This is a genomic window from Rhodococcus sp. SBT000017 (assembly GCF_003688915.1).
Lineage (GTDB): Bacteria > Actinomycetota > Actinomycetes > Mycobacteriales > Mycobacteriaceae > Rhodococcoides.
The window spans coordinates 678,402-692,822 of record NZ_REFU01000001.1 but is presented as its reverse complement, the minus strand read 5'-3'; the positions used below and the strand labels follow the sequence as shown (position 1 = coordinate 692,822).

The following is a 14,421-nucleotide window of genomic DNA, read 5'->3' as shown; positions in this document are numbered from 1 at the left end:
CATGGCACTGGTCACGATGTTCGTCAACGGACAGGCGATGTCCGGCGGCACCCTGAACGACGCGCTGCACAAGGCGCGATTCGTGGGGAAAGCCGATACTGCACCGACATACCGCTTTTTCTCCGTGCGCGACGAATTCCCCGGTTTGCACCCGGTCACAACCGATGGATTCGTAGTACCGGGCGAACTGTACGAGGTCGAGTACGACGTATTGCGCGACGAACTCCTCCCCAGGGAACCGAAGGAACTCGAACTCGGGGTGATCGAATTGGCGGATGGCTCGGGCTCGCTGTCGATGCGAATGCGCGAGAGCTACCTGACCGCCACGGGCGTCACCGACATCAGTGACCGTGGCGGATGGCTGACCTACCTCGCGAGCACCCGATGAAGGTCGTGCGCGGCGGAACGGTCGTCGAATCCCACTGGGCCGCTCCGGCAGACCTGCTCATCGAAAACGGCAAAGTCGTTGCGGTGCTGACCCCAGGGAGCGAAGTCGACGCGTCAGCAGAGGTCATCGACGCAACCGGGAAAATGGTCATGCCGGGAGGCGTCGATCCACACTGCCACGTCGGATTCACGTCCGGCGAATTCACCTCGCTCGACTCGTATCTCGAGTGCACGACGGCCGCCGTGTTCGGCGGTACCACCACGATCATCGACTTCGCCATTCCGCGCCCCGGTCAGCGGCCGCTCGACGCCGCCGAGGTACAGCGCGCGAAAGCGACGAGCGGACTGTGTGATTCGGCTCTGCACGCCTGCGTCGTCGAGTGGGACGACACTACCGCTGCCCAACTGAAGACCATGGCGGACGCAGGCATTCGGACGGTCAAGATGTTCACCACCTACGCCGGTGAGACGATGGCCAACGAACACACCATCCTCAACACGATGCAGGCCACTCGCGATCTCGGCGGAATGGTCATCATCCACTGCGAATCCGACGCGATCGTCACCGACGCGCAGAACCTCGCGGCGGCATCCGACGGTGTCGATGCAGCACACATGTCGCAAACGCGGCCGGAACTCGCCGAGACTGCCTCGGTCGCAGCCATTCTCGCGATCGCCGAATCACAGAATGCGCCGGTCTATTTCGTGCATCAGTCCACTCCGGCTGCCGTCGAACTGGTCGCGGATGCCCGCAAGCGAGGGCTCGTTGCCTTCACCGAATCGGTCGCCCACCATCTGATTCTCGACGACTCGGCCTACGAGGGTGAGCAACCGGAAAGATTCGTCTGCTGCCCACCTCTGCGTTCGGCCGAGGTGGTCGAGGAACTCGGACGTCACCTGTTCACCGGACACATCACCACTATCGGTTCCGACCATTGCTGCTACGACACTGCGCAGAAGCGGGTGCACAGCCATGACGTGCGGCATATGCCCAACGGGCTTCCCGGAGTCGAGACGCGTCTCCCGGTCATCTACTCACACTACGTCGACGGAATGGGTCTCACTGCTAGCAGATTCGTCGAGTTGACCTCGACCAACCCTGCCCGCACCAACGGCCTGTATCCACGTAAGGGATCTCTGATGCCGGGATCCGACGCCGACATCGCGATCTGGGATCCAGAACTGGAATGGACGGTGACCACCGAGACTCTGCACATGGCCACCGACTACAGCCCCTACGAGGGACACCAGCTTCGAGGAAAACCTGTCACGGTTCTCGTCGGAGGTGAGGTCGTCGTCCACGAAGGCGAACTCGTGGATGCCACTCCCCGCGGCCGGCACCTCGAAGCAGCACCACTCGACTTCGGGGGCGCCTTCAGTATGTAGATCTCGGACACGGGCGATCTGATCGACACGCAGTACAGTCCCGGCCCATGAACTATCGGCAATGTGCGCGAGCAACCGAGTGGCCGCTCGCCGGATCGGCTCTGACGTTCCTGGCGATCTACACCTGGACCGTGCTGAGTCAACCGACTGGCACGGGCGCACGCGTCGCCGAGTACGCAATCCTCGCGATCTGGGCCATGTTCGGGATCGACTACCTGGTACGACTGGCCCTTGCCGATCAACGCGCGCGCTGGTTCGTTCGGCATCTGCACGAACTCGCAATTGTGGCGCTGCCGATGCTGCGCCCACTGAGACTGCTTCGGCGTCTCACCTTGGTCAGTTTGCTGCAACGCTCCATCGGCGGCGCGCTCCGTGGGCGGGTAGTGACTTATGCCGTCGCCGGAACCGCAGTGCTGGTTTTTGTTGCGTCACTCGCGATGTTCGACGCCGAACGCGCAGCACCGGCCGGGAGTATCAAGACGTTCCCCGACGCCTTGTGGTGGGCAACCGCGACGGTCACGACTGTCGGCTACGGGGACTACTCGCCCACCACAGCGACGGGCCGCTTCATCGCCGTCGGACTCATGGTGGCAGGCATCGCCTTGCTCGGTGTCGTCACAGCCACCTTGGCGTCCTGGCTCGTCCAAAAGGTGGCCGAACAGGACGACGCGAACCAGGCGGCGACGCAGCAACAGGTTGCGGAGCTGACCTCCCAAATTGCAGCGCTGCGAACCGAACTCGCGTTGCGACCCGACAGGCGATGTTCGGCGGTGTCTTCGGCACCCGATGGCACAGCGTAGACAGACAACCGCCGATCGAAGTCGAACCATTTTCCGATGCCGGAAAGCCGCTCGCTGAGCGGGGTTTCGGCTGTTCGGACGGAGACCGCGTCGCTGATGTCGTTCAGTCCATCAGCTCCGGGTGCTGCGCAACGATTCGGTCGTACATCGGCTGGAACTGGAACCACCCCGCGTACTCGAGACCCACCTGGTTGTACGTCAGCTTCGCCGTCACGTCATCCAACGGTTTCGGTTCACCCGCCGCCATGGCGATGAGCTGTGCCTGACTGGATCGCTCCATTGTGATGAACCACCATGCCGCGGAGTCCACGGTCCGACCGACCGTGAGCAGACCGTGGTTCGACAGAACGATCGCCTTGCGCTGACCGAGCGCCGCACCAATTCTCCTGCCCTCCTCCAACTCTGCAACGACACCCGTGTAGTCGTCGAACACGGCATGGTCGTCGTAGAACGCGCAGGCGTCCTGGGTCAGAGGTGCCAGCCCCATCCGCAAACTCGACAGCGCTTTCCCGTACAACGAATGTGCGTGAGCGGCCGCAACCACGTCCGGCCGAGCCGCGTGCACCTGGGAGTGGATGACGAACGCCGCACGGTTCACCGGACGATTGCCTTCGACGATCTGACCCTCGTGATCGACCAGGATCAGATCGCTCGATTTGATCATGCTGAAATGCATACCGAAGGGGTTGACCCAGAAGTGGTCGGTCTTCTCTGGGTCACGAGCGGTGATATGCCCCGCCACCCCTTCGTCGAAGCCGCACTGACTGAAGAGCCGGAAAGCGGCCGCCAGTCGTTGCTTTCGGTGCTGCCGTTCGTCGTCGACCGACTCGAAAACGGGCGGAGCGGGTACGTCGATTCCTGGGCGGGTCTGTGCCAGTTCGGACATGGTGTTCCTTCGAGTCGCAGGTGTCGTGCCCACGCTCTACAACGCGCATGGCCGACGCGTAGCGGACGGTCCGCATGACAGACCTCGCAGTGGAGCATCCGCTCGGTCATGCTTCAGTTCTACACCCGCGAGTCGCACCTTGAATCGCGAAAGCCCATAAGCAATACGATGTGCCTCTTGCTGTCCCGGAGTGGTGACATTCGCTGACACTCGTAGCTTCTCGGTCGCAGGGTCATCGGCCGTCCACCACGCGGAGCTGTCCGAACGGTTCGTTGCACCACCTGCAGCTCGCGTCGACGTAGTCGTGGCCGTCTTCACGTTCGCACTCATCCACTGCGCACCCGCTGCCGCACGAGAGCATCTGGCCACACCGGCACCGCTCGCCGTCACACCCGGGTGATGAAGCGCTCCCGGTGGGGTGCGGCAGTCGTGACACTTGCTCCTCCCGTTTCGTATTCGACTGGGCCGCCAAGTACAACCCACCGAATCGAGCATTTCCAGATCGCACGCCATGCACATCGCCATGCCGTGCAGAGTCGCACAGGGCACCGACAGCAAAGGATTCTCGCGCTCGACAGTCCCGGCGTCTCGGCAAGGTGTCCACCGCCCCGTACGGTCTGTCGTGCTGTGGAGTTCGGAGCGATCGAACGACGGCGCAATCCCCTACTGTCGGCGATCGAGCAGGTAAGTCACCGCAACACCTGCGACCAGTCCCCAGAACGGTGCGCCGAGTCCTCCGACATCGGTGCCGGAGATGGTGACCAGCAACGTGATCAGCGGCGCGAGCACCGGCCGGCCGGCCGAATCGGAGAACGCGGCAGTGAATGCACCGCGCAGCGCCTCGAGCATGGCCAATCCTGCGAGAGCGGCGATGAATGTAGCGGGTACCACGGACAGCCCTCGCACCAGCAGCGGCGCAAGTAGACCCACCACGATGGCCAATGCGCCGCAGGTCATTCCGGCGGTGTACTGCCGCGACCGTTCACCCACAGCAACGAGCAAGGCATTGGTCGGACCGGCCAGACACGTCGACACCGCGCCCAGCGACGCAACCAGAAGCGACCAAACGCCGCAGGCGATGGTGACAACGGTCATCGGCGGTCGGTGGCCCGCAGAGTTCAGTACCGCAGCACCCTGACCGTTCTGTACCGCGATCACGGTGATGGCAAGCGGTATCACCAACTGGGCCATTGCCGCCCCACTGAACGACGGCGCAACGAGTTCGGGCAGACCGACGAGGGGCAGCTCGGCCGCGGGGCCGCTCACTCGGGTGTACCCGCCGGATGCTGCGAGAGCCACGAGCCCGGCAACCAATGCGGCGAGGACAGGAGGCACCCGTTTGGACCACGTATCGGAGCGGGTCAGAGCCAACCACGCCACGACCATGCAGCCGGCGACGAGTACGTCGGACGAAACCGACTGCACGAGTCCGGTTCCGAACGACAGAAATGCTCCGGCAACCATCGCCATCACCACCCTGTGCGGCAGAAAGGCCATCAATTTCGAGACCACGCCGGTGGCTCCCAGCACGACGATGAGGACCCCGGTGGCGAGGTACGCCCCGACGACTTCCGGCCAGGTCAGCGACGCCAGCGACTGACCGACCAGAACGGTGCCCGGAATGGTCCAGAAGAAACTCAGCGGCATCCGGTACACCCAGCTCGCCACCACGGTGAGAATGCCGTTGAGCACGAACACCCCGAAGACCCACGACGCGGTCTGCGCTGCGGTGAGCGAGCCGGCGGCTGCGGCGCCCATGATGACCGCAACGGGGCCGGTCGCGCTGAACAGCACGCCGGTTGCCCCCGCACCGACGTACTGCCCGCCGAAGTCGACGCGCAGGACACGCAGACTCGGCGGGCGACGCTCCGGCAGTTCGCTGGAGGCCGTTCTCTCGAACATTTTTGTCATTCAGCCACTTTCACCGGTTGGCCGGCCGCTAGATCGGACCGACGCAGTGCCCGAACCGCGGGGACAGCGGTCGTGACGAGCGCTCCGAGCAGCGCCACGACAGCGAAGATGTAGAACGCCGTGGACGACGCGATGCCGGCCCCGAGCAAGATGCCGCCGAGTAGCGGTCCGAGTATGCCGCCGAGCCGGCCGAATCCGGCGCACCACGCAACACCTGCTGCGCGGGCGGTGGTGGGATAGTAGTTCGAGACGAATCCGTAGATCAGGACCTGGGTGCCGATGGCACCGATGCCGGCGCCGGCAACGGCGACCAGTAGGACACCGAGCGGGAAGTTCAGCGTCAGCAGAACCAACGACAGTGCGGCGAGGCAGAAGGTGACTGCGATGACGCGTTGCGGTCCGGTGCGATCGGCGACACGAGATGCAATCAGCCCGCCGATGATGGCACCGCCGTTGAGCACCAACAGGAATGACAGTGAGCCCTTCGCGTTGTATCCCGCCTCGGACATGATCTGTGGAAGCCAGGTGTTGAGGCCGTAGGTCAGCAGTAGGCCGGAGAAGCTCATCAGACCCAGAAGGGCTGTCGGGCGCAGAAGGGGTTTGCGAGCCAGAGCGGCAAACCCGACGCGATCCCCGGCGATGGCGGGCTCGACCTCGGGCATCGGAATACCGGTTCGATCACAGATCTGCTGGGCGTCGGCGACGCGTCCGTGTGCCAACAGCCATCGCGGCGACTCCGGCATCCGAAGCAGAGCCAGCGGCAACAGCACGAACAGCGGGAGTGCTCCGATCCAGAACAATCCGCGCCACCCGATCGAATCCTGCAGGGTGATCGCGGCCAGCGATGCCAGCACACCGCCTGCCGGGATGCCGCTGTAGACGATGGCGTTGAACAGGTTTCGTCGTCCTGGCGGTGCGAATTCGGCGATCATTGCACCGACGGTGGCGACGAGGCCACCGACTCCGATACCGGTCAGGAACCGAAGTAGGCCGAACATCGTGATGTTCTGTGCGAGTGCAGTTGCCCCCATCCCCACCGAGAACCAGACGATGCACGTCAACATCGTTCTACGACGACCGATCCGATCACCGAAAGCACCGGCCGTCAAGGCACCGACCATGACGCCGATCAGGGCGTAGGAACCGAGTGCTCCAGCGGTTTCCGGATCCAAGGCACCCAGCTGAGCGGAATCGGCGAGCAGAGTCGGCAGCACGGTACCGTAGACGACGAGGTCGTAGCCGTCGAAAACAATTGCTGCCGTGGACAGTGCAACGATCCACAGAACACTTCGGCGGTGTCGGTCACTGGCCCAACTGGTGTTGGCGGTGGAGTCCGGGGCATTCATCGGGGATCCTTTTCGGTCAGGGAGTACCGCTTCGCGACTGCATCGGCACTGACGGCCGAGCGGGTAGCTTTACTGTTCCAGACTGTGCGTTGAGTCACACCAGAGCTTTGCCTAGCGCCTACCTCGACATTACGAAAGTTGTTGTCTTCCAATCATGTTGCCGAGGTTTCATCGGTCGCTCGGGCGGCGGCCAATTCGGCTCTCGAACGGATGCCCATCTTGGCGTACACCCTGGTCAGATGAAACTGAACAGTCTTGACCGACAAGAACAATTCGGCGGCGACCTCGCGATTGGTCATTCCCGTGGCGACCAGGCTCGAGACTGCATCTTCCTGCGGGGTCAACGCGTCGTGGGCCCGATTCTTCAGAACGGCGTGCACGCCACCCGCTTTCAGCTCACGGTCGCACCGTCGAACGTACGTTGTGGCACCCAGCGCGAGATAGCCCTCGCGAGCGGCGCTCACGACGGCGTCGGCCTCGCGCCGCTTACCTGCCCTTCGCAGGGTCTGACCGTAGGCATAGTTGACTCGGGCGCGATCGTACGTCAGGGGTAGCGGTGCGAGCGATGCCAGCGCATCCTCGAATGATGCTCGCGCAGAATCGAGGTCACCGATCGCACCATGCAGGCGTCCCCGCGCACAGGCAAGACGTGCGTGTGCGGAGCGATGACCGCGATCGCGCACTCTGGCCTCGTGCGGAGTCAGAAACTCGTCGGCCTCGTCGAGTCTGCCCTCGACTATCAACGCGTTGGCGTACACATCGGGCCACGCCCAGAACCCTGGCTCGGACACGTCTGCGTGAGCCCACTGCTCGGTCAACGGTGCAAGAGCGCGTAGGACGCCGGCATAGTCGGCCTGCGCCTCCGCGATGGCAGCACGTCCGAGAGCCGTAGGCACCCGCATGATCGCGTAGTCGCGCGCGCCGGAATTGCCTCGGTGTGCACTGTTTCCAGCGGCCTCCCAATCTCCGCGGAGCGCGTGGATCTGCGTTGCGGTCCACTGGAGCAGAGGAACGATCAACGCGGCGCCGGAGCGGTCGGCCAGGTCGGAACCAGCTCCGACCAACCGAAGCGCCGCATCCCACTCGCCGGTGACGAAATAGGTGCGCGCCAGCCAACCATGAGCCCACAACGAGATTCGCGTCGAACCGCCGAGAAAGTCGGTCGGTGCTGCGGCTTCGAGCTCCGAGCGCGCGAGATCGATGTGGTCCGTTGCGAAGTGCAGCCAACCGGCACCCATCTGCACCCGTTGCCCGACGGCCCCGGTACTGGCGTGACCCCACAGGTCTCGATAGCTGCTCAGTGCTTCTGCAACACGGCCCGTACCCGCCAGACCGAGGCCTCGAATGGACTGCGCCTCCACCGCAGTTGCGTGGTCGGCTCCGACGAGCTCGACTGCGCGATCGGCCCACAATACGAGGTTGGCACCGTCGCAGCGCGCCAGATTGTGCAATACCTGCCGATGACAGATCACAGCGGCGACCTCGGGGTCGTGCCGCGTCCGGACCAACTGCCACGCCCGGGTGAGTCGAGCTTCGGCTTCGTTGGGGCGGCCGCGCAGGATGGCCAGGTATCCGAGAACGGCATTGCGAGCTGGTGTCTCGCGAAGGCTTTCGATCTCGGCAATGTAATCCGAGGCCGTGCGCATGTCCCCCGCACCGATGAGGGCATCCACCGCGCGAACCAAGCGATCCTCTCGCGCGGCCGGCTCCTGTGTCGACCGACTGGACAGGAGGTAAAGCTTTGCTGCCGTTGCCCATTCGCCCTTCCCGGCCCGAAACGCAGCGAGCGTGTCCAATCGGTCCGACACCAGTGGATCGGGCAGTGGCGACGCGTGAACCAGATGCGTCAGCTGGTCGGCCGGGTCGGCCTCGGCTGCTGCAGCGGCTCGGTGCAGGTGCGCACGCTCGACTCGGCTCATTGTCGAGAGCACCGCGGCGCGAACCGTCGGATCGGGAGCCTCGAGGATGGTTGCTGCAGAGCTACGTCGGACGGTCACCAGTGCGAACTGCTCCGCGAGATCGACAGCAGGCCAGGGGTCGTCGATGCCGGCGACCTGGCACACCGTCGTCAACGGTCGGCCGCATTCGAGAACTGCGACAGCCGTGATCAGGCGTCGAGCCTCGTCGGTACACAGCCCGAGCGTCGTCCGAACCCCCGCCGCCACGAAGGCAGGCGCCGGCAGCTCGGGGCGAACGCCCTTCCAGGTCTCGCCAGGCACCTCGTCCAGCAGCGCCACTGCATACCGAGGGCGTCCGCCGGTGTGTCGCGTCAAATGCGCAGCCGAGGACGGCGACAGAATGATCCCCTGCAGCGCCGCGATCTCGGTCACGGCCGACACTGTCAGTGGCGGTACCGCCAGCGACAGGTCTGCGGCGCGATCGAGAACATCATGGGATTCGATACTGCCTTCGGGCAACGGCTTTCGAGTACACACCACCGCCAACTTCGCAGACCGATGATGCCGAACGGCGGAGGCGAATGCACGGAGCGAGTCCGCATCGCAGTCGTGTGCATCATCGATCAGCAGAACTGTCAGACAGTCCGGCGGCAACGCGTCGGCAATTCGGTTTCCCCAATCGACCGGCTCGGCCCCCTCCATGTCGATAGCTGGGACGAACTGCCTGACGAGGGCGAACGGCACCTGCGTTTCCCACGAAACCGCACCGATGCGGCGCACCACCGTGCGCTGCACCTCGGTACCGACCGTCCGCTCGAGCTGCCGCAGAATCGACGACACGCCGATGCCAGGCGGTCCGGTCAGCACCGCGAAAGTCGACGCAGTCGCGGACGCATCGACTGTCCGGAGCAGGACGTCCAACAGTTCACCGCGGCCGATCAACGGTGAAGGTGACATGACGTCACCGTATCCGCGGAGCCGGAGTGCGTCCGGCGATCGAACCAACACCGCCATGACTCAGCCCGGATCGCCGCCGGCCACCGGGAGTACGGTGCCGGTGATGTACGACGCCTCGTCGGAGGCGAGGAAGCAGATCGCTGCGGCCTGCTCGTCCAGTGTTCCGTAGCGTTTGAGCAGCGAGGACTCCACCGTTTGGTCGACGATGGCCTGGTACCAGTCCTTTTCTTGCTCGGTAGAGGGCGCGGGCCCGCGAGCGACGCGTCGTGCCGGTGCATCGGTACCGCCTGGAGCGGTGGCCACCACACGAACACCGTGCGGTGCCGCCTCGACTGCCAGAGTCGCAGTGATGGCGTTGACGCCGCCCTTCGCTGCTGCGTAGGGGACCCGGTGGATGCCGCGGGTGGCGACCGAGGAGACGTTGACGATGGTACCGGCACCGCGTTCGATCATGTATGGGATCACGGCTCGGCAGGACCACAGCGTCGGAAAGAGCGAGCGGGAGATTTCCTTCTCGATCTGCTCGGGCGGATACTCGGCGAACGGTTTCGCCCAGATGGTGCCGCCGACGACGTGAACCGACACGTCGACACGTCCGTGTCTTGCGAGTGCGGCGTCCACCACCGCCGAAGCACCCTCCCAGGTTTCGAGGTCGGCGATCACAGGGGCGGCCTCGACGCCGTCTCGTTGAAGTTCCTCGGTGAGCTGTTCGACCAACTCGGACCGGTCGGCCAGGATCAGTGCTCCTCCTTCGGCACCGATCCGTCGGGCGACGCATTCGCCGATGCCCTGGGCGGCACCGGTGATCAGCACGATCTTGCCTGTGAATCGGCCGGGGCTGACGAACTTGGGACGTTTGTTCGCACGGGATTCGTGCATGGCGCGCTTCATCGTGGCCTTCGAGCGGTCGGCGTGATCGGCGATCAGTGTCCGTGCGCGCCCACGGTCCCCGGCCTCGAATGCGTCGACGATGTCCAAGTGGTCCTGGGCGCACAGCGGATCGCACCAGGTCGCGTTGCGCAGCACGTCCTCCATCGCCGCTTTCACCCCGAGAGCCCGATAAGCCTGCAGCAGGTGCTCGTTGCCCGTCTGTGTGAAGAGGTAGTCGTGGAAGGCAGCGTTGGTCTCGGTGTAGGCGGCGGCGTCGACGAACCGATCACCGTCGACGTAGCGAGTGGTGGTCTCGGCCAGCAATCGGTAGCCGGAAATCTGCTGTGAAGACAGTCGGCCGATCACCAGCTCCAGGGCACCGAGTTCGAGAGCGCGCCTGGCCTCGAACACTGCATCCGACTCGTGCACCGAGGGATGTTCTTCGCCGATCTCGTACTCCGAGCCCGAAACGGACGCCGGTACCGGAGTTCGCCGGACAAGTGGCTCGACGTCACTCGAGGTCCAGATACGTTGTGCTGCAACGGAGTGCGCTTCGGGTGTCAAGAGTAGATCTGGACTTTCGTCCAACCCGACCCGCTCGGCCGTCGACCCGGCTACGGCGACGCGCTGCCCCGCGATCGAGCGCATGGTGTTTGCTTCCTCGGAGGCCGAGAGCCCACCACTGTGGCGTAGCGGTTCTCCTACGCGACTGCCGAACACTGATCGACCGAAGATACTCCTGCCGTCCGAGGCAGGCGTCCCGGAAGCGCAGTCTGCAGCCAGTTCCGTCGGAACGACTTTCGCGTCGACCTGTGGTTCCACCGGTTCGTTCACCGTCGTCCGGTGGTCGTTCACCAGATCCTCTGTGAGCGAACTCGTTTCGTCGTCGACACTCTCCTTCGCAGCTGCCGACGACGGCGCGAACTTCTCGTAGTAGAAGCCGGTCGGTTCGATGCCGGCTTCGGTGAAGTGCGTTCGGACTGCCTCGACCATGGGAGGCGGGCCGCACAGGTAGACCGCGACATCACCGCCATTGAGATGTGCATCGGTCAACAGTGCAGTGACGTACCCCTTGTTCGCAGCGGTGCTCGAGGGGTCCGAAACGCAGTGATCCCACGTGAATGCGTCCAATGCCGAGGCCAGGAGTTCGAGCTCGTCCAGCTGGACGACGTCGTCGTCGGTGCTGGCTCCATATACGAGATGCACTGGACGAGTGCTCGCTTCGGCCGCCATCGTACGCAGAATCGACAGGATCGGGGCCAGCCCGGTACCGCCGGCCAACAGCAGCGCAGGTCGCTGTGCTTCGCGCAGAAAAAAGCTCCCGTGTGGTCCGGTGAACGAGATCTTGTCGCCCGCGGCCGCAGTGTCGCTCAGATAGGTCGACATCAGGCCACCAGCTGTGAGCTTGACCAGGAACTCGAGTTCGTCCGATCCCGACACGCAACTGAACGAGTAGGACCTGGTCTCCTCGGACCCGGGGACGGTGATGTTGACGTACTGACCGGGGAGGAATGCGAGCGAGCCACCTGCCGGTGCCTCGACAGCGAGCCTGACCGTCGTGGGAGAGAGTTTCTCCACGGCGGTCACCACCGTCTCATGCGTCGCAGCTTGGGTTTTCGCCACCGCCGAGGTGCTGGCGATCTGAAGCACCAGATCGGACGTGGGCTTCATACTGCAGGGAAGGCAGTAACCGTCGTCCGATTCGGACTGCGAGAGCGCGTCGTCGAGGTAGGTACCGCCGTCGTACTCACCCGATTCGCACAGGGCCTTGCACGTTCCGCACGCTCCGTCCCGGCAGTCGAGAGGGATGTTGATGCGTGCCCGGTAAGCGGCGTCGGCGACGGTCTGTTCGTCCTCGCAGGTGATGAAGCGGGTGACGCCGTCCTCGAAAGACAGTGCGACGGAATGGCTCACGATGGAACTCCTCGGGGTTACGACAGATGAATCAGAAGTGGTAGATGTCGACGACGTGGTGGATGTAGTCGTTCTTCAGCACCACGGTCTTGCGCCGGATGAGCGGCGAGTCGCCGGAGAAGTCGATCGTGTAGAACGATGTTCCGTAGTACGGATCGATGGTCTTGTAGCGGAAATACATGGTGTGCCAGTTGAATCGGACGTCGACGATATCTCCTCGACGTTCGATGACCTCGACGTTGCTGATGTTGTGACTGGTCCGTGGTTCGGGTATCGACGTGGCACTGGACCGTTCGGTCCTGATGCGGAACACCCGATCCTCCAGCCCACCTTTGTTCTCGTAGTAGATCAGCGAGATGTCGGTCTGGGGATCCTCGGTGAGGAGATCGTTGTCGTCCCAGCAGGGCATCCAGTACTCGACGTCGTCCGCATAGCACGTGAGCCATTTCTCGAACTCGCGATCGTCGAGGTAGCGCGCTTCGCGGTAGAGGAACTGCTCGATGGATGACTGGGTGATCAGGCGCGACGATGCGGCCTGCTGAATATCGGTGTTGTCGACAGTGGCAGTCATGTCAGACCTCCTGTGCTGCAGCGGTTGCGGAGTCGGCTGCGCGCTGCTTGTCGAGGGCGGCAAGTAGGGTCTTGCGCCAGTAGCCGTGCTGAACGGGGAACAAGCCCTCGTCTTCGTTCTTGACTCCCGCCGAAATGACACCGGGCATGTCCAGTGCCTCGGCCACCGGATCGGGTCCGGTGAGCCAGTGCTCCGCGCCGCGGCTCATGTCGTTCCACGGCGCATTGGTCGCCTGGAACGTCAGCTGACAGGAGCGAAACTCTTCCAGGTCGTCGGGTGTCGCCATGCCGGAGGCGTTGAAGAAGTCCTCGTACTGCCGGATCCGATGTGCGCGAGCCTCTTTGCTCTCGCCCTTGGGTGCGATGCAGTAGATGGTGACCTCGGTCTTGTTGGGCGCGATCGGCCGGAAGTGCCGGATCTGCGTGCTGAACTGATCCATCAGGTAGACGTTCGGGTACAGGCACAGGTTGCGTGAACCCTTCACCATGAATTCGCCCTTGGCGTCGCCGAACTTCTCCTTCAGCGCGTCCATCTGGTCCCACAGCGGGCGGTCCTGGGGGTTGGCCGCCCAGGTCCACAGGCAGAGATGGCCGTTGGGGTAGGACCAGTAGCCGCCGCCGGACTTACCCCAGCCGCCGGCGTCGAGCGCCTTGGTGGTGTTCTTGGATTCGCCGTTGTTGCGGCGCGAGGTGGTCGCGGCGTAATTCCAGTGCACGGCACTGACGTGATACCCGTCGGCCCCGTTCTCCGCCTGTACTTTCCAGTTCCCGTCGAAGGTGTACGACGAGGATCCGCGGAGTACTTCGAGTCCTTCCGGTGACTGGTCGACGAGCATGTCGATGACTTTCGTCGTGTCACCGAGATGCTCGGCCAGGGTCGAGACGTCGTCGTTCAGGCTCGCGAAGAGGAAACCGCGGTAGCTCTCGAATCGGGGGACCTTGGTGAGGTTGTGCGATCCATCGACATCGAACGTGTCCGGGTAGCCGGCACCGTCGGGATCCTTGACCTTGAGCAACGTGCCGTCGTTCCGGAACGTCCAGCCATGGAAGGGGCAGGTGAGCGTGGTGCGGTTGTCCGTCTTTCGTCGGCACAACATCGCGCCACGATGTGCGCAGGCGTTGATGAGGCAATGGAGTTCACCGTCCTTGCCACGGGTGATCACGACGGGCTGACGACCCATGTGCACGGTGAAATAGTCCCCGTTGTTCGGGAGCTGACTTTCGTGGGCGAGGTAGATCCAGTTGCCCTCGAAGATGTGCTTCATCTCGAGCTCGAAGACCTCTTCGTCGGTGAAAATACTGCGGTTGGCGCGGTAGATGCCCGCCGCTACATCGTCGATCACCGCTCCGTCGATCGTGTTCTGTACGTGATCCAGCATTTCGGTCATATCGGTTCCTCCAGGCGCTTCGAGTTCGACTACAAGCGACTGTGTCAGGGAGTGGTTGCCGTCACACCAGGGCTTTACCTAGGCCCAACCTGGGGACCTATTCATCGT

Annotated in this window: 11 protein-coding genes; 4 read left to right on the top strand and 7 right to left on the bottom strand. The window is 63.7% G+C overall.

The genetic code is table 11. From position 1 onward, the window contains the following. Window position 1 precedes the first annotated feature (1 nt). The 3 genes from AYK61_RS03060 to AYK61_RS03050 are packed head-to-tail and all read left to right on the top strand — an operon-like array spanning window position 2 to window position 2,573. Complete coding sequence (locus AYK61_RS03060; protein ID WP_121869761.1) at window positions 2-388, top strand: gamma-glutamylcyclotransferase; 387 nt, start codon at window positions 2-4, stop codon at window positions 386-388. Then, the gene (gene hydA, locus AYK61_RS03055; protein WP_259467910.1) at window positions 358-1,773 is read left to right on the top strand and encodes a dihydropyrimidinase; all 1,416 of its coding nucleotides are present in this window, start codon (window positions 358-360) and stop codon (window positions 1,771-1,773) included. The genes AYK61_RS03060 and hydA overlap by 31 nt, the downstream gene beginning before the upstream one ends. Before the next feature lie 47 nt (window positions 1,774-1,820). After that, complete coding sequence (locus tag AYK61_RS03050) at window positions 1,821-2,573, top strand: potassium channel family protein (protein WP_121869760.1); 753 nt, start codon at window positions 1,821-1,823, stop codon at window positions 2,571-2,573. A gap of 103 nt (window positions 2,574-2,676) precedes the next feature. On the opposite strand, the gene AYK61_RS03045 is transcribed toward AYK61_RS03050, so the two are convergent. Beyond that, window positions 2,677-3,459: a class II aldolase/adducin family protein gene (locus AYK61_RS03045; protein WP_121869759.1), complete on the bottom strand. Its 783-nt coding sequence runs from the start codon at window positions 3,457-3,459 to the stop codon at window positions 2,677-2,679. 190 nt (window positions 3,460-3,649) lie between these two features. Here AYK61_RS03045 and AYK61_RS03040 point away from each other — a divergent pair, with 190 nt between their 5' ends. Then, window positions 3,650-3,859 carry a hypothetical protein gene (locus AYK61_RS03040; RefSeq protein ID WP_121869758.1) on the top strand — a complete coding sequence of 70 codons (210 nt, stop codon included), beginning with the start codon at window positions 3,650-3,652 and terminating at the stop codon, window positions 3,857-3,859. Window positions 3,860-4,122: 263 nt separating this feature from the next. Here AYK61_RS03040 and AYK61_RS03035 read toward each other — a convergent pair whose 3' ends face one another. From AYK61_RS03035 to benA, 6 genes are all read right to left on the bottom strand, one after another. Next, on the bottom strand, window positions 4,123-5,370 hold the full coding sequence (locus AYK61_RS03035; RefSeq protein ID WP_121869757.1) for a benzoate/H(+) symporter BenE family transporter: 1,248 nt from the start codon (window positions 5,368-5,370) through the stop codon (window positions 4,123-4,125). Beyond that, window positions 5,367-6,716 carry an aromatic acid/H+ symport family MFS transporter gene (locus AYK61_RS03030; protein ID WP_121869756.1) on the bottom strand — a complete coding sequence of 450 codons (1,350 nt, stop codon included), beginning with the start codon at window positions 6,714-6,716 and terminating at the stop codon, window positions 5,367-5,369. The genes AYK61_RS03035 and AYK61_RS03030 overlap by 4 nt, the downstream gene beginning before the upstream one ends. A gap of 152 nt (window positions 6,717-6,868) precedes the next feature. Further along, a complete protein-coding gene (locus tag AYK61_RS03025) occupies window positions 6,869-9,571 on the bottom strand; it encodes a LuxR family transcriptional regulator (protein ID WP_121872382.1) in 2,703 nt (900 codons plus the stop codon). Window positions 9,572-9,631: 60 nt separating this feature from the next. Then, entirely contained in the window at window positions 9,632-12,355 is a 2,724-nt protein-coding gene (gene benC / locus AYK61_RS03020) for a benzoate 1,2-dioxygenase electron transfer component BenC (RefSeq protein ID WP_121869755.1), read from the bottom strand. Window positions 12,356-12,386: 31 nt separating this feature from the next. Continuing rightward, a complete protein-coding gene (gene benB / locus AYK61_RS03015; protein WP_121869754.1) occupies window positions 12,387-12,926 on the bottom strand; it encodes a benzoate 1,2-dioxygenase small subunit in 540 nt (179 codons plus the stop codon). A gap of 1 nt (window position 12,927) precedes the next feature. Beyond that, window positions 12,928-14,313: a benzoate 1,2-dioxygenase large subunit gene (benA, locus tag AYK61_RS03010; protein ID WP_121869753.1), complete on the bottom strand. Its 1,386-nt coding sequence runs from the start codon at window positions 14,311-14,313 to the stop codon at window positions 12,928-12,930. Window positions 14,314-14,421 lie beyond the last annotated feature (108 nt).